Annotated in this window: 22 protein-coding genes; 5 read left to right on the forward strand and 17 right to left on the reverse strand. The window is 68.9% G+C overall.

Annotation, left to right across the window (positions count from 1 at the left end; translation table 11 throughout):
• Window positions 1-88 precede the first annotated feature (88 nt).
• Window positions 89-679 carry a TetR/AcrR family transcriptional regulator gene (locus tag ACU5E9_RS05640; RefSeq protein ID WP_456812637.1) on the forward strand — a complete coding sequence of 197 codons (591 nt, stop codon included), beginning with the start codon at window positions 89-91 and terminating at the stop codon, window positions 677-679.
• Between the two features lie 82 nt (window positions 680-761).
• On the opposite strand, the gene ACU5E9_RS05645 is transcribed toward ACU5E9_RS05640, so the two are convergent.
• Genes ACU5E9_RS05645 through ACU5E9_RS05655 form a run of 3 tightly spaced genes read right to left on the reverse strand, consistent with a single transcriptional unit; the run spans window position 762 to window position 3,785 of the window.
• Window positions 762-1,544 (reverse strand): fumarylacetoacetate hydrolase family protein, encoded by a 783-nt coding sequence (locus ACU5E9_RS05645; protein ID WP_456812638.1) that lies wholly within the window; start codon window positions 1,542-1,544, stop codon window positions 762-764.
• A complete protein-coding gene (locus ACU5E9_RS05650; protein ID WP_456812639.1) occupies window positions 1,541-2,689 on the reverse strand; it encodes a branched-chain amino acid aminotransferase in 1,149 nt (382 codons plus the stop codon). The genes ACU5E9_RS05645 and ACU5E9_RS05650 overlap by 4 nt, the downstream gene beginning before the upstream one ends.
• A 16-nt stretch (window positions 2,690-2,705) precedes the next feature.
• Complete coding sequence (locus ACU5E9_RS05655) at window positions 2,706-3,785, reverse strand: 3-isopropylmalate dehydrogenase (protein WP_456812640.1); 1,080 nt, start codon at window positions 3,783-3,785, stop codon at window positions 2,706-2,708.
• Between the two features lie 174 nt (window positions 3,786-3,959).
• Here ACU5E9_RS05655 and ACU5E9_RS05660 point away from each other — a divergent pair, with 174 nt between their 5' ends.
• Window positions 3,960-4,211, forward strand: a complete 252-nt coding sequence (locus tag ACU5E9_RS05660) for a DUF6458 family protein (protein WP_456812641.1) — start codon at window positions 3,960-3,962, stop codon at window positions 4,209-4,211.
• A 62-nt stretch (window positions 4,212-4,273) separates the two neighbouring features.
• Here the strand turns inward: ACU5E9_RS05660 and serA are convergent, their stop codons facing one another.
• Window positions 4,274-5,866: a phosphoglycerate dehydrogenase gene (gene serA, locus ACU5E9_RS05665; protein WP_456812642.1), complete on the reverse strand. Its 1,593-nt coding sequence runs from the start codon at window positions 5,864-5,866 to the stop codon at window positions 4,274-4,276.
• 97 nt (window positions 5,867-5,963) lie between these two features.
• On the opposite strand from serA, the gene ACU5E9_RS05670 reads away from it, so the two are divergent.
• A complete protein-coding gene (locus ACU5E9_RS05670; protein ID WP_456812643.1) occupies window positions 5,964-6,365 on the forward strand; it encodes a DoxX family protein in 402 nt (133 codons plus the stop codon).
• A gap of 8 nt (window positions 6,366-6,373) precedes the next feature.
• On the opposite strand, the gene ACU5E9_RS05675 is transcribed toward ACU5E9_RS05670, so the two are convergent.
• From ACU5E9_RS05675 to ACU5E9_RS05715, 9 genes are all read right to left on the reverse strand, one after another.
• Entirely contained in the window at window positions 6,374-6,745 is a 372-nt protein-coding gene (locus tag ACU5E9_RS05675; protein ID WP_456812644.1) for a bacitracin resistance protein, read from the reverse strand.
• Window positions 6,745-7,266 (reverse strand): DNA polymerase III subunit gamma/tau, encoded by a 522-nt coding sequence (locus ACU5E9_RS05680; protein WP_456812645.1) that lies wholly within the window; start codon window positions 7,264-7,266, stop codon window positions 6,745-6,747. Before ACU5E9_RS05680 ends, ACU5E9_RS05675 begins: the two co-directional genes overlap by 1 nt.
• A gap of 78 nt (window positions 7,267-7,344) precedes the next feature.
• Window positions 7,345-8,400, reverse strand: a complete 1,056-nt coding sequence (locus ACU5E9_RS05685) for a zinc-dependent alcohol dehydrogenase family protein (RefSeq protein ID WP_456812646.1) — start codon at window positions 8,398-8,400, stop codon at window positions 7,345-7,347.
• A 153-nt stretch (window positions 8,401-8,553) separates the two neighbouring features.
• Window positions 8,554-9,240 carry a DUF998 domain-containing protein gene (locus ACU5E9_RS05690; RefSeq protein ID WP_456812647.1) on the reverse strand — a complete coding sequence of 229 codons (687 nt, stop codon included), beginning with the start codon at window positions 9,238-9,240 and terminating at the stop codon, window positions 8,554-8,556.
• Window positions 9,241-9,537: 297 nt separating this feature from the next.
• Window positions 9,538-10,566, reverse strand: a complete 1,029-nt coding sequence (ilvC, locus tag ACU5E9_RS05695; protein WP_134454082.1) for a ketol-acid reductoisomerase — start codon at window positions 10,564-10,566, stop codon at window positions 9,538-9,540.
• 43 nt (window positions 10,567-10,609) lie between these two features.
• Window positions 10,610-11,119, reverse strand: a complete 510-nt coding sequence (gene ilvN, locus ACU5E9_RS05700) for an acetolactate synthase small subunit (protein ID WP_456812648.1) — start codon at window positions 11,117-11,119, stop codon at window positions 10,610-10,612.
• Between the two features lie 2 nt (window positions 11,120-11,121).
• The gene (locus ACU5E9_RS05705) at window positions 11,122-12,942 is read right to left on the reverse strand and encodes an acetolactate synthase large subunit (RefSeq protein ID WP_456812649.1); all 1,821 of its coding nucleotides are present in this window, start codon (window positions 12,940-12,942) and stop codon (window positions 11,122-11,124) included.
• Between the two features lie 38 nt (window positions 12,943-12,980).
• Window positions 12,981-14,675, reverse strand: a complete 1,695-nt coding sequence (gene ilvD / locus ACU5E9_RS05710; protein WP_456812650.1) for a dihydroxy-acid dehydratase — start codon at window positions 14,673-14,675, stop codon at window positions 12,981-12,983.
• An 84-nt stretch (window positions 14,676-14,759) separates the two neighbouring features.
• Window positions 14,760-17,042 (reverse strand): bifunctional alpha,alpha-trehalose-phosphate synthase (UDP-forming)/trehalose-phosphatase, encoded by a 2,283-nt coding sequence (locus ACU5E9_RS05715; RefSeq protein ID WP_456813502.1) that lies wholly within the window; start codon window positions 17,040-17,042, stop codon window positions 14,760-14,762.
• 79 nt (window positions 17,043-17,121) lie between these two features.
• On the opposite strand from ACU5E9_RS05715, the gene ACU5E9_RS05720 reads away from it, so the two are divergent.
• Window positions 17,122-17,937, forward strand: a complete 816-nt coding sequence (locus ACU5E9_RS05720; RefSeq protein WP_456812651.1) for a sugar phosphate isomerase/epimerase family protein — start codon at window positions 17,122-17,124, stop codon at window positions 17,935-17,937.
• Here ACU5E9_RS05720 and ACU5E9_RS05725 read toward each other — a convergent pair.
• The 4 genes from ACU5E9_RS05725 to ACU5E9_RS05740 all read right to left on the reverse strand — a co-directional run bounded on the left by ACU5E9_RS05725 (window position 17,934) and on the right by ACU5E9_RS05740 (window position 24,743).
• Window positions 17,934-19,889 carry a YhgE/Pip family protein gene (locus ACU5E9_RS05725; RefSeq protein ID WP_456812652.1) on the reverse strand — a complete coding sequence of 652 codons (1,956 nt, stop codon included), beginning with the start codon at window positions 19,887-19,889 and terminating at the stop codon, window positions 17,934-17,936. The two genes, ACU5E9_RS05720 and ACU5E9_RS05725, sit on opposite strands and share 4 nt — an antisense overlap.
• Window positions 19,886-22,864, reverse strand: a complete 2,979-nt coding sequence (locus ACU5E9_RS05730; protein WP_456812653.1) for an MMPL family transporter — start codon at window positions 22,862-22,864, stop codon at window positions 19,886-19,888. Before ACU5E9_RS05730 ends, ACU5E9_RS05725 begins: the two co-directional genes overlap by 4 nt.
• A gap of 3 nt (window positions 22,865-22,867) precedes the next feature.
• Entirely contained in the window at window positions 22,868-23,479 is a 612-nt protein-coding gene (locus ACU5E9_RS05735) for a TetR/AcrR family transcriptional regulator (protein WP_456812654.1), read from the reverse strand.
• A 94-nt stretch (window positions 23,480-23,573) separates the two neighbouring features.
• Window positions 23,574-24,743, reverse strand: coding sequence for an SLC13 family permease (locus ACU5E9_RS05740; protein WP_456812655.1), 1,170 nt, complete (start codon window positions 24,741-24,743; stop codon window positions 23,574-23,576).
• A gap of 100 nt (window positions 24,744-24,843) precedes the next feature.
• Here ACU5E9_RS05740 and ACU5E9_RS05745 point away from each other — a divergent pair, with 100 nt between their 5' ends.
• Window positions 24,844-25,068, forward strand: a complete 225-nt coding sequence (locus ACU5E9_RS05745) for a hypothetical protein (RefSeq protein WP_456812656.1) — start codon at window positions 24,844-24,846, stop codon at window positions 25,066-25,068.
• Window position 25,069 lies beyond the last annotated feature (1 nt).

The raw sequence follows: 25,069 nt of genomic DNA on the forward strand, positions 1-25,069 counted from the left end.
CGAGCAGTACAGAACATTCACAGCAACACCCGCATCAACACCCGCATCGACACAGACCAGGCGTTCGCGGACGGAAGGCAGGCAGATCATGGGACGGCTCCAGACGTTCGACAGCACGACTGTCGTGCAATCCGCCCGCGACGTCTTCTGGGACCTCGGTTACGACGGGGCATCCCTCGCCGACCTCGAGTCGGCCACCGGCGTCAACCGGTCCAGCCTGTACCACGCGTTCGGCAGCAAGCGGGGCCTCTTCGACGCCGCCGTCGCCGACTACCGCGACACCGTCATCCGCCCGCGCCTGCAGGGCCTCCAAGCGGATAGGGCGGGTCGCGCCGAACTTCTGGCGTACTTCGACGAGCTGCGCACGGCCGTTGGCCGGTTGCCGCTGGACTCCCCCCGGCGGGGCTGCCTCCTGGTCAACTGCGCCACCGGCCTCGCCGCGCACGACGAACCCGCCCGCGAGGTCGTCGAGGCGTACCGCACCGAACTCGCCGCGGCGCTCCGGAACGCCGTAGTCGGCGCCGGAGAGGCCAGCGCCGAGCGAACCGACGAACGGGTGCGCACGCTCGCGTCCCTGTCGATGAGCGCGATGCTCCTCGCCCGGGTCAACGCCGCCGAATCGACCGCCCTGCTGCTCACCGCCGCCGACCAGGTCCGTGCCTGGTTCCCGACGTCCTGACGGAGCCCGCTAACTGTTCCCCATGCGGGCAAGTGGTCCCGGTGTGCCGGGACCACTTGTCCGGTGGGGGAACAGTTGAGGCTTAGGGGGCGCTGCGGACCGGGTTGGTGAGCACGCCGAGGCCGGAGATCTCGATCGCGGCGGTGTCACCGTCGGTGACCTCGCGGGCGGCGCTGGGCGACCCGGTGAGGATCACGTCGCCGGGGAGCAGGGTGAAGGCGTGCGAGACGTAGGACACGATCTCGGCCATCGAGTGGCCGAGCAGCGCAACGTCGCCGCCACCGAACTCGGTGTCGTTGACCCGGCCGGTGATGCGGGCGGTGTCCGGATCGAACTCGGTGTCGATGACCGGGCCGAGTGGGCAAAAGGAGTCGAAGCTTTTCGCCTTGGCCGCCTGGCCGTCCTGCTGCTGCAGGTCCACGGCGGTGACGTCGTTGGCGATGGTGTAACCGAAGATCGCGCCGGGCGCATCCGCGACGCTGACGTTCTTGGTGATCCGGCCGATCACGATGGCCAGTTCGCCCTCCACGCGCACATCGCCGGACTGCGCGGGCAACACGATGGGGTCGTTCGGACCCACCACCGAGGTGTTCGGCTTGAGGAAGAACCGCGGTTCGGGCAGACCGCCTGGGGCCTCCAGTGCAGCTGCCTTCTCCGCGGCATCCGCGAAGTACGCACCGGCCAGGCCGACGACCTTGGAGCGCGGGATGACCGGTGCGAGCAGCGCCACATCCACCAGCGGCAGGCGCTGCCCGGTGGGGTTGTAGCCGGCGAACATGGGGTCCCCGGTCAGGACGACGAGTTCATCGTCGTCGACGATGCCGAATGCGATGGTGCCGGCGTGGCTGTACCGGGCGATCTTCACGCGGTCGCCTCGGTTCCCGCGGTGGCGACGTTCGATGCCTCGTCCAGGCGCAACAACCAGCCGTGCCGGTCGGGCAGGCGGCCGTACTGGATGTCGGTGAGTTCCTGGCGGAGTGCCATGGTGATCGCCCCGGCGGGTGCGTTTGCGTCGCCGATGGTGAAGCCCTTGCCCTTGAGCTGCGCGATCGGGGTGACCACGGCGGCCGTGCCGCAGGCGAACACCTCGGTGATCTCACCGGATGCGACGCCGTCGCGCCATTCGTCGACGGTGATGTCGCGCTCCACCACGGTCATCCCGCGGTCGCGGGCGAGCTGCATGATGCTGTCCCGCGTCACGCCCTCGAGGATGGTGCCGGTCAGGCGCGGAGTGACGAGGGTGTCGGTGCCGTGCACGAAGAAGACGTTCATGCCGCCGAGCTCATCGATGTGGGTGCCGGTCTCCCCGTCGAGGAAGAGCACCTGGGCGCAGCCGTTGTCGTAGGCCTCCTGCTGCGGCAGCAGCGATGCGGCGTAGTTGCCGCCGCACTTTGCCGCTCCGGTGCCGCCGCGGCCGGCGCGGGAGTACTCGGTGGACAGCCAGATGCTCACCGGGGCGACGCCGTCGGTGAAGTAGGCGCCGGCGGGGCTGGCGATGACGTAGTAGCCCACCTTGTGTGCTGCCCGCACGCCGAGGAAACTCTCGTTGGCGATCATGAACGGGCGCAGGTACAGGCTGGTCTCGGGCGCATCCGGCACCCAGTCGCCGTCGACGGCGATCATCTGCTTGATCGATTCGATGAAGTCGGCCACCGGCAGCTCCGGCAGGGCGAGGCGGCGCGCGGAGCGCTGCAGGCGTTCGGCGTTCTTCTCCGGGCGGAAGGTCCAGATGGAGCCGTCGGCGTGCCGGTAGGCCTTCATGCCCTCGAAGATCTCCTGGCCGTAGTGCAGCACGGAGGAGGCGGGGTCGAGCTGGAGCGGGCCGTACGGGGTGACCCGGGCGCTGTGCCAGCCTTCCTCGACGGTCCAGTCGATGGTGACCATGTGGTCGGTGAAGTGCTTGCCGAAGCCCGGGTCGGAGAGGATCGTCTCGCGCGCAGCGCTGGTGCGCGCGGTCTCGGACGGCGTGAGCTCGAATTCGAGCGGGAACGTGGTGGTCTGCTGGCTCATGTGGAGTCCCTTGTGATTAGGCGGGAGTGTCGGTCAGGCGGGTCACGATGGCATCGCCGACGGCGCTGGTGGATCGTGGCCCAGTGGCGGCGCTGCCGGAGGTGCGGGCGCCGATGTCGGCCGTGACGGCCGCGCTCACCCTGGCCGCCGCATCCGCAAGACCGAGGTGGTCGAGGAGGAGCGCGACAGAGAGGATCGCCGCCGTCGGATCGGCCAACTGCCGGCCCGCGATGTCTGGTGCCGAACCGTGTACCGGTTCGAACATGCTGGGGAAACGACCGTCCGGATTGATATTGCCGGATGCCGCCAGGCCGATGCCGCCGCTGATTGCCGCTGCCAGGTCAGTGAGAATGTCGCCGAAGAGGTTATCCGTGACGATGACATCAAATCTACTCGGATTCGTGACGAGAAAAATCGTCGCCGCGTCGACGTGCAGGTAGTCGACGGCCACATCGGGGTATTCCGCGGCAACCTCGGTGACGATGCGCTGCCACAGGCTGCCGGAGAAGACCAGGACGTTGGTCTTGTGCACCAGGGTGAGACGCTTGCGCGGGCGGTTCTGCGCGACCTCGAACGCGTAGCGCACCACACGCTCGACACCGTAGGCGGTGTTCACAGAGACCTCGTTCGCCACCTCGTGCGGTGTGCCCTGGCGGATGGCGCCGCCGTTGCCGACGTAGGGACCCTCGGTGCCTTCGCGCACGACGACGAAGTCGACCTCGCCGGGCTCGCTGAGCGGGCTGGGCACGCCGGGGAACAGCACGCTCGGGCGCAGGTTCACGTAGTGGTCGAGCGAGAAGCGCAGCTTGAGCAGCAGCCCGCGTTCGATGTTCGCGTTCTTGAGCCGCGGGTCGCCGGGCACTCCCCCGACGGCGCCGAGCAGGATGGCGTCGTGCGCGCTGATCGCGGCCAGGTCCTCGTCGGTGAGCACGTCGCCGGTCTCGAGGAACCGGGTGGCTCCGAGCGAGAAGTGCGTGAGCTCGAAGGTCACCGGGTCGGTCGCGGTTGCGGCATCGAGCACCTTGAGGGCTTCGGCCACGACCTCCGGGCCGATGCCGTCTCCGGCGATGACTGCGAGCTTGACTGAGCGGGACATGCGGCTCCGATTACGGTGAGGCAGCCGGTGGGCTGGCGGAATTGGCGTGTTATTGACTTGGAGATACCCTGCAAATCAACCCTACTGTGCGCGTTCCGCTGTCTATGCTGGAGAACCCCTGACCGTGCGCGTCGCCGACGTGTGCGTGCCATTTCCCGAAGAAAGCAGTTCATCATGAGTATCGGATTGGGAATCTTCCTGTTCGTCGTCGGCGCCATCCTGGTGTGGGCCCTGAACATCCAGGTCGACTGGATCAGCATCGACCTGGTCGGCTACCTGCTGATGGGTGCCGGCGCGCTTGTCTTCATCCTCGGGCTGGTCTTGCTCACCCGCCGTCGCAGCAGCATCAGCACCACCCGCACCGGCGTCGACCCGGTCAGCGGTGAGCGCACCATCCAGCAGGAGCGCTCGATCGACGAGGTCTGACTCCTCCCGCACGACACGAAAAAGCCCCGGATTCGCATCCGGGGCTTTTTCTGTGGCTCTCGCTACTCGGTGATGTCGATCGCGACCATCACGTCGGCCGAGATTGCATCGCGGAGCGACGCCAGCAGGCTGGCGGGCACGGGCGAGTCGACGGTGAGCACGCTCAGCGCCGCACCGCCGGCCTCGTGCCGGGCGATCTGCATGCCGGCGATGTTAATCTCGGCCTCGCCGAACTCGCGGCCGTAGACGGCGACGATTCCGGGGCGGTCGGTGTAGAGCATCACGATGAGGTGCTCGGCGAACGGCACCTCGACGTCGTAGCCGTTCACTTCGACGATCTTCTCGATCTGCTTCGGCCCCACCAGGGTGCCGGAGACCGACACCTGCGAGCCGTCGGCGAGGGCGCCGCGCAGGGTGATCAGGTTGCGGTACTCGGGCGACTCGGCGTCGGTGATCAGCCGCACCGCGACTCCGCGCTGTTCGGCGAGGAGCGGCGCGTTGACGTAGGAGACGGTTTCGCTGACGACGTTGGTGAAGATGCCCTTGAGCGCCGCGAGCTTGAGCACCGAGACGTCGAACTCGACGATCTCGCCACGAACCTCGATATCGACGCTGGTGAGCGGGCTGTGCGCGGCAAGGCCGGAGAACACCTGGCCGAGCTTCTCGACCAGCGGGATGCCGGGGCGAACGGTCGGGTCGATGACGCCGCCGGCGACGTTGACCGCGTCGGGGACGAGTTCGCCGGAGAGCGCGAGGCGCACCGACTTGGCGACGGAGACGCCCGCCTTCTCCTGGGCTTCGTCGGTGGAGGCACCGAGGTGCGGGGTGCTGATCAGGTTGTCGAGGCCGAGCAGCGGCGAGCCGGTCGGCGGCTCGTTGACGAAGACGTCCAGGCCGGCGCCGGCGATGGTGCCGTCGACCAGCGCGGTGTACAGGTCCGCCTCGTCGATCAGGCCGCCGCGGGCGACGTTCACGACATACGCGGTGGGCTTCATCAGCTTCAGCTGCGGGGCGCTGATCATGCCGGTGGTCTCTGGCGTCTTCGGCATGTGGATGGTGACGAAGTCGGACTGCTCGAGCAGTTCGTCCAGGCTCACCGGGTGCACGCCGAGCTGCTGGGCGCGGGCCGAGGTGATGTAGGGGTCGTACGCCACGATGTTCACGCCGAAGGCCTGCAGACGGGCGGCGACCAGGGCGCCGATGCGGCCGAGGCCGATGATGCCGACGGTCTTCTCGTACAGCTCGATGCCGGTGTACTTGGAGCGCTTCCACTGCCCCTGCGCGAGGGCGCCGTGGGCCGGCGGGATGTGGCGGGCCAGGCTGAGGATGTGGCCGACGGTGAGCTCTGCGGCGGAGATGATGTTGGAGGTGGGCGCGTTGACCACCATGACACCGGCGGCGGTGGCGGCCTTGATGTCGACGTTGTCGAGGCCCACGCCGGCGCGGGCGATGACCTTGAGGTGCGGGGCGGCGGCGAGGGCCTCGGCGTCGACCTTGGTCGCGGAGCGAACCAGGATGGCGTTGGCCGTGGCCAGCTCGGCCAGCAGTGCGGAACGGTCGGTGCCGTCAACGGAACGCACCTCGAAGTCGGGGCCCAGGGCATCGACTGTGGCGGGTGAGAGTTCTTCGGCGATTAATACAACGGGCTTCGACACGAAAACAGATCCTTAGAAAGCGTCAGGCGAGGGAAGCTCGCGCCTCGAGCATGGGGCGCCAGATACCACAACACTTTACTGGCACCAGAATGGAGCGATGAGCCCCGAGTCAATGACCAACGTCCTCACCGTGCTGCGAATCATCCTGGCGGTGGTGTTCGTTTTCGCCGGGATCAGCCACTTCGCTCCGGGCGTGCAGCGCACGATGGCCGCCATGATCCCGCCACGACTGCGATCGCGCGGTTGGCTGTCGCCGAAGAACCTGGTCATCTTCACCGGGGTATGCGAGATTCTCGGCGGCATCGGCCTGCTCGTGCCGGCCACCCGTGTTACGTCAGGTGTCGCGCTGGCCCTGTTCCTCGTGGCAGTGTTCCCCGCCAATGCCTACGCCGCCCGGCACAAGGAACGCTTCGGCGCCGTGGCGATTCCGCTCGTCCCGCGCCTGCTCGGCCAGGTGGTGCTGATCGGCCTGGTGCTGGCCGTGAGCCTGTTCGGGTGAGCTGACCGCTAGACGATGAGGCTGCCGAGCCCGAACACGAAGATGTCGAGGCTCAGCGCGGAGATCAGGCAGAGTCCGGCCAGCAGCATCAGCGCCTGCGGGCCGGCCTCACGCCGGCGGCCGAGCCAGAATGCGATCCCGAAGACGACGAGGGGCGCGAGCACACCCGTCAGCAGCAGTCCCCAGCCGAAGCCGCTCAGTGAGGTGTCCAGCGCAGCCGCCGCGGTGTTGAGCCCGATCAGGTTGCCCAGGCCCGACCACGCGCTGTAGGCGTAGAACAGGCCGAACAGGATGGCGATGGTCGCGGACAGCCAGGCCGGCGTTCGGCGGGTGCGCGTCTTGTCGGACGTGGCGGTCGTGACGGTCTTGTCGGCGCTCATCAGAGTCCCCCGGTTCCGGCGATGAAGGGCAGTGGGGCGAGCAGGATGACGCCGAGGATGAGCCAGGTCCAGCGCAGCCGCGGCTTGCCGCGGGTGAGCCAGAACGACGACGCGAACCACACTGCGGGAGCAGCGATCGCCAGCCAGGTGCCGAGGGAGAACATGAACTGGTTCAGTAGGGCGCCGGGCGGGTTGTCGATGCGGGAGACGCCCACGAACCAGCCGATCGTGTAAAGCAGGTAGATGCCGGCGAGGATGCCCAGGCCGATCAGGGCCGGGGAGGACATCGGCGCGCGTGCGACCGGGGCGTCGACGTAGCCGCCGGGAGAGCCGGTCACTGCCCAGCCCTCCGGCAGGTCCTCGGTCGGAGTCGGTGCCGTGTTGTTGCTGGACGCCGGAGCGGTCGCCGGTGTGGATGCCGGCGTGGACTTGGGAGTGCCGGGGCTTCCGCTGCCGGTGGCGAGGGTGGGGTCGTCGTCGCCGGCCCAGCCGAGCGCGTCGTCATCCCGTGAAGAAGTCATGTGCCAAGCCTACCGAGCGGCCCGGCCACACCAGCGGTTACACGGCGGTGTTCTCTACCCGTAATATCTTCGCCGGAGTCAGCGGCTGATCAGCACCTTGAGCGCATGGGTTTCGGCGGCACGGGAGAAGGTGTCATAGGCATCCGGTACGTGGTTGAAGTCGAACCGGTGCGTTGCCAGCCGGTCGGCGGGGATCTTGTGCTGGGCCACCAGCTTGAGCAGCATCGGGGTGGTGTTCGTGTTCACCAGCCCCATGCTGATGCTGATGTTCTGGATCCACAGATTCTCCACGTGCAGCGGCACCGGCTTGCCGTGCACACCCACGTTGGCCAGGTGCCCGCCGGGCCGCACGATCTCGGTCGCCATGGTGAAGGTGTCCGGGATGCCGACGGCCTCGATGGCCACGTCGACACCCGCCCCATCCGTCACCGCGAGGACCTCGTCCCGCCACTCCGGCCGGCCGGAGAGCACGGTGTGGGTAGCGCCGAAGGTCTTGGCCTGCTCGAGCCGGTTCTCGTCGATGTCGATCGCCACGATCGCGCCGGCGCCGTAGAGGCCGGCCGTGGCGATGGCGGCCAGGCCCACCGGCCCAGCCCCGATCACCGCAACGACATCGCCGGGAGCGACCTGGCCGTACTGCACGCCGATCTCGAAGCCGGTGGGCAGGATGTCGGAGAGCATCACGGCCTCCTCGTTTGTGACCCCGTCCGGCAGCGGGTAGAGCGAGTTGTCCGCGTACGGCACCCGCACGAACTCGGCCTGGGTGCCGTCGATGAGGTGGCCGAAGATCCAGCCGATGCCCGACCGGCCCTCCTCGCCCAGGCAGTGCGAGAACAGGCCGGTCTTGCAGTTGGCACAGTGCCCGCAGGACTTGATGCAGGAGATGAGCACCCGCTGGCCCACGGAGATCGACTCCACCGATTCGCCGACCTCGACGACCGTGCCCACGCCTTCGTGGCCGAGGATGCGGCCGGGCTGTACCGCGGGCACGTCACCTTTGAGGATGTGCAGGTCGGTACCGCAGATGGTAGTGGTGTCGATGCGCACGATAGCGTCGGTCGACCGCAGCACCTTCGGGTCGGGCACTTCCGTCCAGCTCTTGAGGCCCGGTCCGCCAAAAACGAGTGCTTTCACGATGGGGGCTCCTTCTCTCGCGGTGGCCGAATGCCGGCCATAGTACGCGCGCCCCGTCGAGGCAAACACCCCTCTCCCGTCTTGACTGGCCCATTTCTGCTAGTCGGATGCGCCTCGGGACTAGCAAAAATGGGCCAGTCTGGGAGGTGGGGGTCAGCGCCGGCGCACGACGGCGCAGACCGCGATGACCCAGCCGAGGACGCCGGCCAGGCACAGCCGTTCCGCCAATCCGATCACGCCGGGAAGGAGCGTGGCCGCGATTCCCAGCCAGACCAGTCCGACCAGAGCGACACCGGTGAGGATGGCGGCGGCGGGGAAGGCCGCCCGCAACCGTTCGCTGGTGCGCAACCAGGCCGTGAGCAGGAGGAACGCCAGCAGGGCCGCCACGAACCCGGTCGCCGCCACCGCGAGGTGCGCGGTGCCGAGCGGCGTCGTCGGCTCCAGCCCGGGCGCATCCGGGCCCGCGACATCGGTGGGCAGGAACGCCAGCGCCGCGGAGCACGCGCCCGCCAGCAGCATCAGGGTGAGTCCGGCGCTCCGCAGCCGGGATCGTGGCGCGAACCGGGACAGGGCGACGGCGACACACACTGTCACCACTCCCCTGGCCAGGAAGTTGAAGTTCATGATCCAGCCGTACGGTCCCACCGCGAGGTTGCTCTCGGCCTCGGACACGGCGCTGTAATGCGGCGGCAGCAGCTGCAGCACGATATCGACCAGCACGTACAGCACTGCGCCGACCAGGGCGATGGTTGCCGGCACCCGGGTGGAGCGCCGCTCACGCGCTTCCCGCGCGGCGGGTGCGCCAGGCCCGTGCTCGACCGAGGGATTGCGCGTACTCACGCGGGGAAGCCTACCGGGCCCCGAACAGGACACCGACAGGGAGGCGCTCAAGTTGCAGCAAAGACCCCCGTGCGCCGCTCTGAAGGGGCACTTTCCGGCAAGTCGACGAGGGGGCTGCCGTTGAGTTGCCAGTTGGCGCCCTCTCGGTGAGCTCGAATGGGCCGCAGGTGGCAACTCACTCTCATCCGCTGGCGGCAGACGCGGCGGCGCGGCGGATACGGCAGGGCGCGACGGATGCGCCGGGCACGCCGAAGGGGCCGGTTGACGTGGCCGGCCCCTTCGGGAAAACGGGTGAGACTAGCGGGCGGCTTCGCCGTCGACGTAGTCATCGTCGTTCGAGGCGTTCCAGGCGAACAGCTTGCGCAGCTCGCGGCCGGTGGCCTCGATCGGGTGCTCTTCGCCCTTCTTGCGCAGAGCGAGGAACTCGGGAGCTCCGGCGTCCTGGTCGTTGATGAAGCGCTCGGCGAATGCACCGTTCTGGATGTCGGCGAGAACGGCCTTCATGTTCTCCTTGACGCTCGGGTCGATGACACGCGGGCCGGAGACGTAGTCGCCGTACTCAGCGGTGTCGGAGACGCTCCAACGCTGCTTGGCGATGCCGCCCTCCCACATCAGGTCGACGATGAGCTTGAGCTCGTGCAGCACCTCGAAGTAGGCGACCTGCGGCTGGTAGCCGGCCTCGGTGAGAACCTCGAAGCCGTACTGGATCAGCTGCGACGCGCCACCGCAGAGAACGGCCTGCTCGCCGAACAGGTCGGTCTCGGTCTCTTCGGTGAAGGTGGTCTTGATGCCGGCGGCGCGCAGGCCACCGATCGCCTTGGCGTAGCTGAGGGTCAGCGGCCAGGCGTTGCCCGACGCATCCTTCTCGACGGCGACGATGACGGGAACGCCACGGCCGGCCTCGAACTCGCGACGCACGGTGTGACCCGGGCCCTTGGGGGCGACCATGACCACGTCGACGCCCGCGGGCGCCTCGATGTAGCCGAAGCGGATGTTGAAGCCGTGGCCGAAGACGAGCGCCTTGCCGTCGGCGAGGTTCGGGAGGATGTCGTCCTTGTAGAGGTGACGCTGCACCTGGTCGGGAGCGAGCACCACGATGACGTCGGCCCAGGCGGATGCCTCGGCGGCGCTCTTCACGGTGAAGCCGACCTCTTCGGCCTTGGCGCGGGACTTCGAGCCCTCCTTGAGTCCAATGACGACCTCGACGCCGGAGTCGCGAAGGTTCTGCGCGTGGGCGTGACCCTGCGAGCCATAGCCGATGACGGCGACCTTCTTGCCCTGGATCAGGGACAGATCGGCATCTTTGTCGTAGAAGATTTCAGACAATGTGGTGTTCTCCTTGGTTGTTGGTCAGTAGTGAGAGAGCTGGTTAGTTTTTGAAGACGCGTTCGGTGATCGACTTGGAGCCGCGGCCGATGGCGAGCAGCCCGGACTGGGCGATCTCCTTGATGCCGTAGGGCTCGACCACACGCAGGAACGCCTGGATCTTGCCGGAGTCGCCGGTCACCTCGATGACGACGGCATCCGTTGCGACATCGACGACGCGGGCACGGAACAGGGTGACCGCCTCGAGCACCTGGGAGCGCGTGCTGTTGTCGGCACGCACCTTGACGAGCAGGTGCTCCCGGTGCACCGACAGGGCCGGGTCGAGCTCAACGATCTTGATGACGTTGATCAGCTTGTTCAGCTGCTTGGTCACCTGCTCCAGCGGAGCGTCTTCGACGTCCACCAGGATCGTGATGCGCGACAGGCCGGGGATTTCGCTGTGGCCCACAGCGAGGGACTCGATGTTGAAACCGCGACGGGCGAACAGGCCCGCCACCCGGGTCAGCAGACCCGGTTTGTCCTCGACGAGGAGGCTGAGAACGTGGGTGCTCATGGTTACTCCTCTCCCCAGGTCGGGGCGTGGTCCTTGGCGTACTGCACGGACGAGTTGCTGAGGCCTTGCGGGACCATCGGCCACACCATGGCGTCTCGGCTCACGATGAAGTCGATCACCACGGGCCGGTCGTTGGTCGCCAGGGCGAGCTTGATGGCGTCATCGACCTGGTCGGCGCTGGTGACGCGGATGCCCAGGGCACCGTATGCGTCGGCCATCTTCACGAAGTCGGGCACCATCGCGGTGCCGTGACCGGTGTTCAGGTCGGTGAAGGAGTGCCGGCCGTCGTAGAACAGGGACTGCCACTGGCGCACCATGCCGAGCGACGAGTTGTTGATGATCGCCACCTTGATCGGGATGTTGTTGATCGTGCAGGTGGCGAGCTCCTGGTTGGTCATCTGGAAGCAGCCGTCGCCGTCGATCGCCCAGACCGTGCGGTCCGGTTCGGCGACCTTGGCGCCCATCGCCGCGGGCACCGAGTAGCCCATGGTGCCGGCGCCGCCGGAGTTGAGCCAGGAGTTGGGCCGTTCGTACTTGATGAACTGCGCCGCCCACATCTGGTGCTGGCCGACGCCGGCGGCGAAGACGCCCTCCGGACCGGTGAGTTCGCCGATGCGCTGGATCACGTACTGCGGGGCGAGCAGGCCGTCGGCCGGCTCGGTGTAGCCGAGCGGGAACTGCTTGCGCAGGCCGTCGAGGTACGTCCACCACTCCTCGAGGTCGGGCGTGGTCGAGGCGATCGCCTCGCGGTACGCGACGGTGAGGTCCGCGATCACGTCCTTGGCGTCACCGACGATGGGCACGTCGGCGGCGCGGATCTTGCCGATCTCGGCCGGGTCGACGTCCACGTGCACGATGGTGGCGTGCGGGGCGAACTCCGAGGCCTTTCCGGTGACCCGGTCGTCGAAGCGGGCGCCCAGGGCGATGATCAGGTCGGATTCCTGCAGCGCCAGCACCGCGGAGACGGTGCCGTGCATGCCGGGCATGCCCAGGTGCTGCTTGTGCGAGTCCGGGAACGCGCCGCGGGCCATCAGGGTCGTGACGACGGGCGTGTTGGTCAGTTCGGCCAGCTCGAGCAGCTCCGGGGACGCCTGGGCGCGGATGACGCCGCCGCCCACGTAGAAGACGGGCTTCTTCGCGCCGGCGAGCAGTGCTGCCGCGGCCTGCACCTGCTTGCCGTGCGCCTTGGTGATCGGCCGGTAGCCGGGCAGGTCGAGCTTGGGCGGCCAGATGAACGGCGCCGAGTTCTGCTGCGCGTCCTTGGTGATGTCCACCAGGACCGGGCCGGGGCGGCCGGTGTTGCAGATCAGGAACGCCGAGGCGAGCGCCGCGGGGATGTCCTCCGGCCGCTTCACCAGGAAGGAGTGCTTGGTGATCGGCATGGTGATGCCGACGATGTCGGCCTCCTGGAAGGCATCCGTGCCCATCAGGGTGCTGAACACCTGGCCGGTGATCGCCAGCAGCGGCACCGAGTCCATGTAGGCGTCGGCGATCGCCGTGACGAGGTTGGTCGCGCCGGGGCCGGAGGTGGCGATGGCCACCCCGACCCGGTTGCTGGAGGACGCGTAGCCCTCCGCGGCGTGGCCGGCGCCCTGTTCGTGGCGAACGAGGATGTGGCGGATGTCGTCCTGGCTCATCAGCTCGTCGTAGAGCGGGATGACGGCGCCGCCGGGCAGGCCGAAGACGTCGGTGACGCCGAGCAGCTTGAGCGTTTCCAGGATCGCGCCGGAGCCGGTGAGGACCCGGGGAGGCCCGGAGGCGGTGTCGGCCGGCCCAGGGGTGGGAGCGGACGGGGATGGCACGGGATAGGGTTCCGTGGTCATGAGAGGCAATTCCCTTAATCGGTGACGGATGGTGTCAATCAGCCCGTGGTCGCGCCCCGGGCAGCAGACTGCACGAGCTTGGAGTACTTGGCGAGGACGCCACGGGTGTAACGGGGAGGAAGCGGTGCCCAGCCTTCTCGGCGGGCGGTCAGCTCGGCAGGGTCGACCAGTAGGTCAAGCGAGCGAGCTGCGATATCGACCCGTATCAGATCACCATCGCGCACGAAGGCGATGGGACCTGCGTCCACCGCTTCGGGTGCTATATGGCCGATACACAGTCCGGTTGTGCCGCCTGAGAATCGACCATCAGTCAATAGTAGTACATCGGCTCCGAGCCCGGCGCCCTTGATGGCCGCGGTGATCGAGAGCATCTCGCGCATGCCGGGTCCGCCCTTGGGGCCTTCGTAGCGGATGACGACGACATCGCCCTTGAGGATCTCCCCGTTGGTGAGGGCGTCCATGGCCGCGCGCTCACGCTCGAACACCCGGGCGGGTCCCTCGAAGATGTCGCTGTCGAAGCCGGCGGTCTTGACGACGGCGCCCTCGGGGGCGATGGAGCCCTTGAGGATGGTGATGCCGCCGGAGGCGTGGATCGGGTTGTCCAGGGTGCGCAGCACCGTGCCGTCCAGGTCGGGCGGGTCGATCTCGGCGAGGTTCTCGGCCACTGTCTTGCCGGTCACGGTGAGCGCGTCACCGTGGATCAGTCCGGCTTCCAGCAGTGCGCGCATCACGACGGGCACGCCGCCGTGGCGGTCGACGTCGTTCATGACGAACTTGCCGAACGGCTTGAGGTCGCCGATGTGCGGGACCTTGTCGCCGATGCGGTTGAAGTCGTCGAGGGTGAGCTCGACCTCGGCCTCCTGGGCGATGGCGAGCAGGTGCAGCACCACGTTGGTGGAGCCGCCGAAGGCCATGGCCACGGCGATGGCGTTCTCGAACGCCTTCCGGGTGAGGATGTCGCGGGCGGTGATGCCGAGGCGCAGCAGGTTGACGACGGCCTCGCCGGAGCGGTGCGCGTAGTAGTCGCGGCGGCGGTCGGCGGAGGCGGGCGAGGCGGAGCCGGGCAGGCTCATGCCGAGGGCCTCGGCCACGCTGGCCATGGTGTTGGCGGTGTACATTCCGCCGCAGGCACCCTCGCCGGGGGCGAAGGCGCACTCGATGCGCTTGGCGTCGGCCTCGCTCATGCGGCCGGCCTTGACGGCGCCGACGGCTTCGAACGAGTCGATGATGGTGATGTCTTTTTCGGTGCCGTCGGAGAGCTTCACCCAGCCCGGTGCGATGGACCCGGCGTAGAGGAAGACGCTGGCGAGGTCGAGGCGGGCCGCGGCCATGAGCATCCCGGGCAGCGACTTGTCGCAGCCGGCCAGCAGCACGGAGCCGTCGAGGCGCTCGGCCTGCATGACGACCTCGACGGAGTCGGCGATGACCTCACGGGAGACGAGGGAGAAGTGCATGCCCTCGTGGCCCATCGAAATGCCGTCGGAGACGGAGATGGTGCCGAACTGCAGCGGGTAGCCGCCGCCGGAGTGCACACCCTCCTTGGAGGCCTGCGCGAGGCGGTCAAGGGAGAGGTTGCACGGGGTGATCTCGTTCCACGAGCTGGCGATGCCGATCTGGGGCTTGTCCCAGTCGGCGTCGCCCATTCCCACGGCGCGGAGCATGCCGCGGGAGGTGGTGGCTTCGATGCCATCCGTGACGTCGCGGCTGCGTGGCTTGATATCGATCTCAGACATGCTCCGAGTCTAGAACGTCGCGGACGGCACGCAGGTCATGCGCACCTGTCGCCGCCCGCGACGGGCCGGGCCTCGTGGGACGGGCTATTCCTGCTGGGCGGCGGCGCGGAAGTCGGCCAGCAGCGCGAGCACCTGGGTGACCTCCTTGGGGCCGCGCACCCGGTAGCCGGCCAGGGTAGCGCCGGGGCCGATCTTCAGGCCCAGGTCGCCCTCGCCGAGCACCGTGAAGGCGTCCTCGTCGGTGACGTCGTCGCCTGCGTAGAGCACCCGGTCGGCGCCGGTGTGCACCCGCAGGCGTTCGAGGGCGTCGCCCTTGGTGCTCGAGCGCACCGAGAACTCCAGCACGTTCTTGCCCTCGCGCACGGTCAGCGACGGCAGCAGCTCGGCGAGCTGGTCGCGGGCCTCCCGCTGCACGGCCTGGCCGTCCTGCGCCGTGGCCAGGCGGGTGTGCAGGGCGAGACCGGCCGGCTTCTGCTCGATCCAGGTGCCGAACACCGGTCCGGAGATGCGTTCAAGCACCCGGGTGAGGGTGTCGAGCTTCTCGACCTCCTCGGGCACCAGACCCAGTTCGATGCCGCTGGAATCCAGCTGCACCTCAATGCCGTGCGAGCCGGTGAGGAGCACCTCGCTCTGCGGTTCGGCGACGTGCTTGAGGCTCACCAGCGCGCGGCCGGAGACGAACGCGACGCGCACGCCGTCCAGATCGAGCAGGCGCTGCACGACGTCGTGGGTGCCGTCGACGGCACGGGCGTCCTCCGGCTCGTCGACGTGCGGCGCCAGGGTGCCGTCGAAGTCGAGGGCCACCAGGATGGTTTCGGCGGCGCTCAGATCCCGGAGCGCATTGACCAGGTTCTCCGGCACACCGCTGGCCACGGCCGCCCCGCCGGTGAGGGTCTGCAGGAACGAGGCGCTCCAGGCGGCCACGTCGTTGTCGAAGACCTTGCGGCGCAGCGCGCGCATCCGCCGGGTGCGCTCACGCTTGGGCATGGTGATGGCCTTCACGATGGCGGCCTTCATGCCGTCGATGTCATGCGGGTTGATCAGCACGGCCTGCTTGAGTTCGTCGGCGGCGCCGGCGAACTCGCTGAGCACGAGCACTCCGTCGCCGTCGTGGCGCACGGCCACATACTCCTTGGCGACGAGGTTCATGCCGTCGCGGAGCGCGGTGACGAGCATGACGTCGGCGGCCAGGTAGAGCGCCACCATCTCTTCACGGGGGTAGCCGTGGTGGTGGTAGCTGATCGCGGTGTGGCTGATGGTGGAGTAGTCGCCGTTGACGCGGCCGACGGCGAGTTCGATCTCGTCGCGCAGCTGCATGTAGGTGGCGACCCGCTCGCGGGACGGGCTGGCGACCTGCACCAGGGTGACGTCCTCGACGTTCAGCGCGCCGTCTTCGAGCAGCTCGCCGAACGCCTTGATGCGGTGCCCGATGCCCTTGGTGTAGTCGAGCCGGTCGACCCCGAGCATGATCGTCTTGGGGTTGCCGAGGTCCTCGCGGATCTGGCGGGCGCGCTCCTGGATCTCCGGGCGCTTGGCCATCTCCTCGTACGCCGCGGCATCGATCGAGATCGGGAAGTGCTTGGCGATGACCCGGCGGTGCTGGCCGTTCTGGCTGGGCACGTCCACGGCCACGCCGCGGGTGGAGTAGCCGAACAGGCGGCGCACGGCGCGGGAGAAGTTGCCGGCATCCGCCAGCCGCTGGAAGCCGATCAGGTCGGCGCCGAGGAGCCCGTCGAGGATCTGCTTGCGCCAGGGCAGCTGGGCGAAGATGCCGAACGGCGGGAACGGGATGTGGTTGAAGAACCCGATCACGAGGTCGGGCCGGGCGTCGCGCAGCATCCGCGGCACCAGCTGCAGCTGGTAGTCGTGCACCCAGACCGTGGCGCCGGGCGCGGCGGATGCGGCGGCAGCGGTCGCGAAGCGGCGGTTGACCTGCACATACGCCTCCCACCACTCGCGGTGGTAGCTCGGCGAGGCGATGACGTCGTGGTAGAGCGGCCAGAGGGTGTCGTTGGAGAAGCCCTCGTAGTAGAGCTCGAGGTCCTCGGTGCTCAGTCGCACGGGGACGATGGAGATGCCGTCGTTCTCGAACGGGTCGAACTCGCGGTCGGCCACGCCGGGCCAGCCCACCCAGGCGCCGTCGGAGGCGCGCATCATCGGTTCGAGCGCGGTGACGAGGCCGCCGGGCGAGGTGCGCCAGCTCTCCGTGCCGTCCTCGGCGAGTTCGTAGTCCACGGGAAGCCGGTTGGACACCACCACGAGGTCGAAGTTGCCGGGCGCGACGGAATCGGGGCCGGGCTCGGAGGCCGTCTGTGGCTCTGCGCTCTCTGGCGTCGTGTCGGTTGTCGTGTCGGGTGCGGTTTCGATGACTCATCCATTCCGGTGCCCGCCCATGCGGAGCACCTGGCTGCACCTCGAGGTTACCAGCGAAGACTATGCTGACGCCGTGATTCGCATCGGCATGAGCTCCACCTGCGTCTACCCGCTGCCCCTGGAGGACGCATTCCGGTTGGCGAAGTCGGCCGGATACGACGGCATCGAGGTGATGGTCACCCGCGACGAGACCACCCAGGATGCGGCGGCGCTGGCCGTCCTGTCCGAGCGCTACAGCCTGCCGATCTTCTCGATCCACGCCCCGGTGCTGCTGCTCACGCATTTCGTCTGGGGCCGGGACCCCCGGGTGAAGCTGGAGAAGTCCGCCGCCCTGGCCGCGGCAGTCGGCGCGGAAACCGTCGTGGTGCATCCGCCGTTCCGCTGGCAGGCCGGGTATGCGGAGGACTTCCTCGAGATCGTGCGCGAGCTGGGCACCTCCACCGGCCTGCAGATCGCCGTCGAGAACATGTTCCCGTGGAAGATCGGCGGCCGGGGCGTCAAGGCCTACTCCCCCGGCTGGGACACCACCCGGATGGACTGCCCAGCCGTCACCCTCGACTTCTCGCACTGCGCCCTGAGCGGCCACGACAGCCTGGCGATGGCCACGGCGCTGGGCGAGCGCCTCCGGCACGTGCACCTCTGCGACGGCTCCGGCTCCCTCGACGAGGGCCGGGTCTTCGACGAGCACCTGCTGCCCGGCCACGGCGCTGAGCCCGTCGCCGAGGTGCTGCAGCTCCTCGCGTCCCGCGACTGGACGGGCACCATCGTCGCCGAGGTGAACACCCGCACCGCCCGAACCGAACTCACCCGCCTGGCGATGCTCCAGGAGTCCCTGGCCTTCGCCCGAACTCACACCCAACGATCCGGCGGGACTTTTGGGCCGGGTTAGGCCGGGGAGAGGGCGAAGGCGCGGGCGCCGCGGCGGCGGGTCAGCACCGCGGCGGAGAGCAGGGTGGCGATGAGGGCGAAGAGGAGCAGGGCGACGACCGCACCGGCCACATCCGCCGTGCTGCCGCCGGAGACGATCGCCTGGATGCCCGACACCGCCCAGGTGAGCGGAAGGAACGGGCTGATCGCCCGGAACGGCGCGGAGACCAGCTCGATCGGGTAGAGGCCGCCGACTGCCACGAGCTGCAGCGCGAGCAGCACCAGCGAGACGACGACGCCGATGCGGCCGAGCGCGGCGGTGAGGACGTGGTTCACCGCCACGAAGGCCAGCGCCGTCAGCAGGGCGAAGCCCAGCGTGGCCGGGGCCAGCAGCCAGTCCACGCCGAGGGCGGTGTGCAGCAGCAGCACCACCGCGACGGCCTGCGCCGCCGCGATGAGGAAACCGCGGCCGAGGCTCTGCCCGAGCAGCCGGCCCGTGCTCGCGGTGGACGCCAGGGCGACCGCAGAGAGCGGCTTCATGACCAGGAAGATCGCGAGGGCCCCGATCCAGAGGCCGACGGGCACGAACAGCATGCCGATGATCGGGCCGATCGAATCGAGCGGGTTGTCCCGTTCGGTGGCCAGGGTGATGGGCTCGGCGACGACGTCGGCTGTGCTGGTCGGGTCGAGGTCGGTGAGGGCAGAGGCGCTCTCGGCGCCGGTGGCGAGGCCGCTGGCGAGGTCGCCGGCCCCGGTCTCGAGCTGGTGGGCGCCGTCCGCCGCCGCCACGGTTCCGGTGGCGAGCTGCGCCACACCGTCGGACAGGGTGCCGATGCCCGATGCGAGGTCGGTCGCGCCGGTGCGGACGCCCTCCGACCCGGCCGCGAGCTGCGCGGCCCCGGCGGCGCTCTGCGAGATGCCGCCCTGCACGCCGGAGACTGCCGCCGTGGTCTGCTCGCTCAAGACGGCCCCGGAGCCGGCCAGGGTGTTCAGTCCGTCCTGCGCCTGGACGACGCCGCCGAGGACGCCTTGCACGGCGGCCCGGGTCTGCGGGTCCAGCGGCGCCAGCGCGGCGGCGGGGATGGCCGCTGCGACCGAGCCGAGCTGGTCGATGCCGTCGGCGGCGGCGCGCACCCCGCCGGTGTACTGGGCGACACCGTCGGAGAGCTGGCTGAGGCCGGCGGCACCGGACTCCAGGCTGCCGAGGCCGCTGCTGAGGGCGTCGACTCCACCGGTGTACGAGCCGACGCCGGTCGCGAGGCTGGACGCGCCGGTCGCCGCCGCTGCGGCGCCATCCGCGGTGGCCTGGGTGCCGGTGGCGAGTGTGTCAAGGCCGGTGGCGACGCTTGTGACGCCGGTGGCGAGCTGGGCGGAGCCGTCGGCGGCGGCGACGAGGGAGTCCCCGAGGGTGCCGAGGCTGGTGTAGAGCCCGCCGAGGTACTGCTTGGTGATCTCGGTGCCGAACGCTCCGGTGAGGGCGGTGCCCACGGATTGCGCCACGGAGCCGGCCAGGAAGGAGTGCGCGTCGTCAGTGCGGATGGCCAGGTCGGCCTGGGTCGGTGTGGACCCGGAGAGGGAGGTGACCGAGGAAGAGAAATCGGCCGGGATGGTCAGCACGGCGTACGCGCTGCCGTCGGCGAGGGCCTTCTTGGCATCCTCGTCGTTGGAGATCTCCCAGGCGAAGCCCGTGGAGTCCGATCCGTCCGTGGCCGGTTTGGTCAGTTCGGTCACGAGCTGCCGGCCGGCGAGGACCTGCTGCTCGGTGCCGTCGGCCTGGGTGGTGGTGACGAACTCATCGTCGTTGACCACCAGGGCCGGCAGGGTGTCGACCCGTTCGTCCGCGGTGTTCAGGGCGCCGGTGAACAGCCCGGCGACGGCCAGCGGCACCACGATCAGGGCGGCAAGGCCGGCCACGGCAGCACCGCGGCGCTGGCGGGGAGTCCGGCTGAATAGTCTGTCAAGCCTGGTGCTCATCGGTGCAGGGCCTTTCCGGTTTCGGTCTGGTCGGAGGACGACGCGATCGTGTTCAGGTCGAGCCGCTGCACACCACGTTCCTGCGTGACGGCGGGGTCGACGACATCAAGGGCGGATGCGCTCAGGATGAGGGTGGTGCCCAACGGGGCGAGGGCGGCGAACACGGCAGCCGGATCCCGGCCGGCGGCGTCGGCTGGCAGCCCGTCACCGAGGTCCACGATCAGCACGCCGGGGCGCTCGGCGAGCGCCGCGGCGACGAGCGTCGCCGCCCGCGCCAGAGCCGATAGCGATGACACCGGGGTCTCGCCGGTGAGCGCACGTGGTTCGCGCTCGCCCGGGTTCAGTCCGGCGTGAGTCGGTACGGCGTGATTCGGTACGGCGTGATTCGGTACGGCGTGATTCAATACCGCGTTGAGCCGGTCGATCCAGTGCTGCAGCTGGGCGCCGCGGGTGCGGGAGCCGAACATCGGCTGCGCAAGGTCGAGCCGTTCGGTGAGCACCTCGGCCACGGTGAGCCCGTGCTCACGGGTGTCCGACACATCGGCGAGCGCCACCGAGCGCATCGCGATGACGCGGTCGGACGGGAGGGCGGCGCCCCGCACCTGCAGGCGGCCCTCGACGGGGTCGAGCCGGCCGGCCAGGGTGGCGGCCAGAACGCGCCGGGCGGAGTCCGCGCCGGTGAGCACCAGCACGCTCCCGGCGTCGACGGCGAGGTCGATGGGGCCCAGGCGGCTCTCCGGCAGGCCCACGACGAGGGCGTCCGCGGTGATGTCATCGTTCTGGGCGCGTGCCCAGGCGCTGTCGTCCAGGTGCTGGCGCAGGCCCTCCCCCTCGATGTCGACGTTGGGCAGGATGCGGGCCAGCCAGCGCGGCAGCCACCAGGCGGCGGTGCCGGCCAGGGCCATGGCGGCGGGGACCAGGGTCATCCGCACCAGGAAGGCGTCGAGGAAGACCCCGACGGCCAGGGCGAAGGCGATGCCCTTGATGGCGCCGGAGCCCTCCGGCACGAAGGCGAAGAACACGAAGAACATGATCAGCGCGGCGGCCGTGACCACCCGGGCCGCGTGCGAGAAGCCGTGCACCACAGAGCGGCGGGCGTTGCCGGTCTTGACGAACTCCTCCCGCATACCCGAGACGAGGAAGACCTCGTAGTCCATGGCCAGGCCGAAGAGCACCGCCATCAGCAGGATCGGCAGGAAGCTGAGGATGGGCCCGGGGTTGGAGACCCCGAGCAGGTCGGCCAGCCAGCCCCACTGGAAGATCGCCACGGTGGCGCCGAGGGAGGCGAATACCGACAGCAGGAAGCCCAGGGCCGCCTTGACCGGCACGAAGATCGAGCGGAACACCATGGTGAGCAGGATCACCGACAGGCCGACGACGATCAGCGCGAACGGCAGCAGCGCATTGGTGAGCCGGTTCGAGATGTCGATGGACACCGCGGTGGCCCCGGTCACGGTGACCGGGGTGCCGAGCTCGTCGTCGATCGACGGGGCCAGGTCGCGGATGGCCTGCACCAGCTCCTTGGTCTTCGGCGAGCTGGGTCCGCTTTCCGGCATCACCTGGATGATCGCGGTGTCGACGGTCTCGTTGGGCTGTCCGTCGCTGACGTAGGCCACGTCGGGCAGGTCGCGGAGGTCGTCCGCGATGGTGCCGAGGTCGCCGAAGATGTCGGTGGTCTGGGTGATGTCGACCATCACGATCAGTGGGCCGTTGTACCCGGGCCCGAAGCCGTCCTCGATCAGCTTGAAGGCCTGGTACTGGGTGGAGTCGACGGGCTCGGACTCGCTGTCGGGCAGGTTGAGGTCGAGGCTGAGCGCGGGGATCGCCAGGACGCCGAGGATGCCGACGACGGCCAACACGGCCACGACCGGGGCCTTGAGCACGATGGCCACCCAGCGGTGGCCAAGGGTGGGCCGGCCGGTGTCGGGGGTGGTGGCGCGGCGGTGCCCGCGGCTGCCGGGCTTGGGGGCGAGGCGGCCCTTGGCCAGGCCGAGCACGGCGGGCAGCAGGGTGATGGCCACGCCGATGGAGATCAGGACCGCGAACGCGGCCCCCATGCCCATCACGCTGAGGAACGGGATGCCCACCACGAGCAGGCCGAGCAGGGCGATGATCACCGTGATGCCGGCGAAGACCACGGCGCTACCGGCGGTGGCCACGCTGGTCGCGGCGGACTCGTGCGGATCGACGCCGTTGGCGAGCTGGTTCCGGTGCCGGGAGAGGATGAACAGCGAGTAGTCGATGCCCACGGCCAGGCCCAGCATCATGGCCAGCATGGGCGCCGTGCTCGACACCGAGACGAAGGCGGAGACGGCTCCGATGCCGCCGATGGCAACGCCCACGCCCACGAGCGCCATCAGCAGCGGCATCCCGGCCGACATCAGCGAGCCGAAGGTGATCAGCAGCACGACACCGGCGAAGAGCACGCCGAAGACCTCGGTGACGGTGATCCCGAAGGTGTTGTCCTGGAAGACCTGGCCGCCGAACGCGACCGTGAGGCCGGCATCCTCGGCCGTGTCCTGGGTGTCGACGATGGCGTCGATCGTGGCCTCGGACACGTCAGAGGACTGCCCGTCGAGCTGCACCCGGGTGATGGCGGTGCTGTCGTCGTCGGAGACGGCCCCAGAGGCGTATTCGGAGAACGGGTCGATGACCGTGTTCACGCCGTCGATGTCGGCCAGTTCGGTGCCCATCGCGGTGATGGCGTCCCGGAAGGCGGCGTCACTGACGGATGCGCCGTCCGGCGCCTGGTAGACGACCTGCACCGTCGCCCCGGCCGCCTGCGGGAAGACCTCGGCGAGCTTGTCGATGGCGTCCTGTGATTCGGTGCCCGGAATCGCGAAGGACTCCTGGGTGGTTCCGCCCAGGGCCGCGTTGGCGCCGAGGATGCCGCCGAGGATGACCACCCAGACGCCGATGACGAGCCAGGCCCGCCGGTAGGCGAAGTGACCGATGCGATAGAGAAAGGTTGCCATGGTCTACTTCCGGGAATCGGACTGCGGGCGGACGGACACCGGGGCGAGGAGTTCGATGATGACCACGCGGAGGGCCGCGCGGATCTCGTCGGGGGCGGTGTCGGGGCGCGCCACCGGGGCGCTGAAATTCATGCCGGCGACGAGCGTGTAGGCGGCACCGCCCAGGGCCATGCCGAACCGGATCCGGTCTTCGACGCTGGCGTTGTTGTCGCAGATGGCGTTGGAGAGCCGCACGATGAGCACGCCGGCACGGTCGATGACCGCGATGCCGGTAAGCGACTGGGCCTGGTTGATGAAGGTGTGCAGTTCGAGCGTGAACTCGAGGATGAAGTCGATGAAGTCATCGACGAAGCGCAGCCGCGTCGCCTCGGTCTCCGGCACGGCCAGGAAGGACTCGAGGATCTCTTCAAGCCGGTCGATCGCCGGGGTGAGTACCGCCTCCAGCAGCGCCTCCTTGGAGGCGAAGTGGTAGAGCACGCTGGACTTGGAGTACCCGGCGACGTCGGCGATGTGGGCCAGTGAGGCCCCGGCGAAGCCGATCGAGGCGAACTGTTCGAGCGCGATCAGCCGGAGCTCGTCGCTCGTGGTCTTCCGCGCGGTGTTGTCTGTGATCACCCGATCACGATAGTTGTCCGATCGGTCAGGTTCTGCACGATCGGTCAGATTGTCGGGAAACGTCCAGCCTCGGCGGGCTCTCGCGGTACCCGGGTCACACCGTGAGGGCCAGGACCAGGGTGGCGGCGACCACCGTGACCGGGGCGACCACCAGGCCCAGCAGCAGGTACCGCCGCCAGGAGATCTCCACTCCCAGGCTGCTCAACCGCTCGTGCCAGAGCAGCGTCGCCAGCGACGCCCACGGCGTGATCAGGGGACCGGCGTTCACGCCGATCAGGAGCGCCACCATCCGCACCGGAGAGTTCGCGACGGGTTCGAGTGCGAGGTAGGCCGGCAGGTTGTCGATCGCGTTGGCGCCGAGCATGCCGGACCCGGCCAAGCGCAGCAGGCTCACCGGGTCTTCGCCCGACCCGGCCACCGCATCGAGCAGCTCCCCCAGGCCCAGTTCATGCAGGGCTGCCATCACCAGGAACAGCCCGGATGCCAGCAGCAGCAGGGGCCAGGGAACCAGCCCGGGGCTGAGGCTGCCGCGGTCCAGCACGAAGAAGATCACCACCAGGATCAGGGCGGCCAGCACGGCCGGAATCCACACCGGCACGCCGGACACCAGCGCGGGGATGAGCGCGACGACGGCCACCGCGCTGGTGCCGAACAGGACCGGGTTGGTCACCCGGCTGGGCGGAGTCACCTCGTAGCCGACCCGCAGGGGGCGCCGGCAGACCAGGTAGATCGCCACGACCGTCACCAGGATCGCGGTGAGAGCCGGTGCGCCGGTGAGCAGCGCGAACTGGACCGGCGTCACGCGGTGCCCGAGCAGGGTTCCGAGGTGTCCCTGGGCGAGGAGGTTGGTGAGGTTCGACACCGGCAACAGGAGCGATGCAGTGTTGGCCAGCCAGACCGTGGTGAGGGCGAACGGCAGCGGACTGAGGCCGACGTGCCGGGCCATCACCACCACGACGGGCGTGAGCAACACCGCCGTGGTGTCGAGGGAGAGGAAGATGGTGCTCACCACCGCCAGGGCAACGACCAGCAACCAGAGCACCCAGGTGCGCCCCCTGCCCCACATTGTGAGCCGCTCCGCCACGAAGGTGAACACCCCGGCGGCGGCGGCCAGCTCGGCCACGACGGTGATCGCCACAACGAAGACCAGGATGGGCAGCACCCGGTCGATGAGCTCCTCGGTGGCCGGCCAGGGCAGGATGCCCGTGATCACGGCTATGATTCCCGCACAGAGCAACACCGTTCCGATGATCGCCGTGCGCATCGCTCTCCTTCGGCCGTCGGGACACCCACCCCGGGGAATCACAATCGGCCGACTCGCGTGATCGACGGCCACCCCGGTAGCGTAGAACCAGGAGGAACACATGCGGAAGTTTTTGTTCAATGGCGCCATGATCGGTGTCGTCGCCGGTGGTTGGAACATCTTGCAGGCCACCCGGCATGGTCCGAGGGACTGGCGCCTCGTTCTGACCTGGATCGGCTGGGGCCTGTCCGTGGCTGTGGCTGTCGGGAACGTCGTCAAGGACGCCGATGAGAAGTCGCTCACGAGCGGCACATCGCGCGGCGACGCGAAGGATAAGAAGAAATAGG

The organism is Cryobacterium sp. AP23, assembly GCF_054075385.1.

What these genes read in the sequence shown, in the direction of transcription:
- ACU5E9_RS05640 (WP_456812637.1), top strand. Translation starts at nt 89, where the DNA reads ATGGGACGGCTCCAGACGTTCGACAGCACGACTGTCGTGCAATCCGCC.
- ACU5E9_RS05650 (WP_456812639.1), bottom strand. Translation starts at nt 2,689, where the DNA reads ATGAGCCAGCAGACCACCACGTTCCCGCTCGAATTCGAGCTCACGCCG.
- ACU5E9_RS05655 (WP_456812640.1), bottom strand. Translation starts at nt 3,785, where the DNA reads ATGTCCCGCTCAGTCAAGCTCGCAGTCATCGCCGGAGACGGCATCGGC.
- ACU5E9_RS05660 (WP_456812641.1), top strand. Translation starts at nt 3,960, where the DNA reads ATGAGTATCGGATTGGGAATCTTCCTGTTCGTCGTCGGCGCCATCCTG.
- ACU5E9_RS05670 (WP_456812643.1), top strand. Translation starts at nt 5,964, where the DNA reads ATGAGCCCCGAGTCAATGACCAACGTCCTCACCGTGCTGCGAATCATC.
- ACU5E9_RS05675 (WP_456812644.1), bottom strand. Translation starts at nt 6,745, where the DNA reads ATGAGCGCCGACAAGACCGTCACGACCGCCACGTCCGACAAGACGCGC.
- ACU5E9_RS05680 (WP_456812645.1), bottom strand. Translation starts at nt 7,266, where the DNA reads ATGACTTCTTCACGGGATGACGACGCGCTCGGCTGGGCCGGCGACGAC.
- ilvN (WP_456812648.1), bottom strand. Translation starts at nt 11,119, where the DNA reads ATGAGCACCCACGTTCTCAGCCTCCTCGTCGAGGACAAACCGGGTCTG.
- ACU5E9_RS05705 (WP_456812649.1), bottom strand. Translation starts at nt 12,942, where the DNA reads ATGACCACGGAACCCTATCCCGTGCCATCCCCGTCCGCTCCCACCCCT.
- ilvD (WP_456812650.1), bottom strand. Translation starts at nt 14,675, where the DNA reads ATGTCTGAGATCGATATCAAGCCACGCAGCCGCGACGTCACGGATGGC.
- ACU5E9_RS05725 (WP_456812652.1), bottom strand. Translation starts at nt 19,889, where the DNA reads ATGAGCACCAGGCTTGACAGACTATTCAGCCGGACTCCCCGCCAGCGC.
- ACU5E9_RS05730 (WP_456812653.1), bottom strand. Translation starts at nt 22,864, where the DNA reads ATGGCAACCTTTCTCTATCGCATCGGTCACTTCGCCTACCGGCGGGCC.
- ACU5E9_RS05740 (WP_456812655.1), bottom strand. Translation starts at nt 24,743, where the DNA reads ATGCGCACGGCGATCATCGGAACGGTGTTGCTCTGTGCGGGAATCATA.
- ACU5E9_RS05745 (WP_456812656.1), top strand. Translation starts at nt 24,844, where the DNA reads ATGCGGAAGTTTTTGTTCAATGGCGCCATGATCGGTGTCGTCGCCGGT.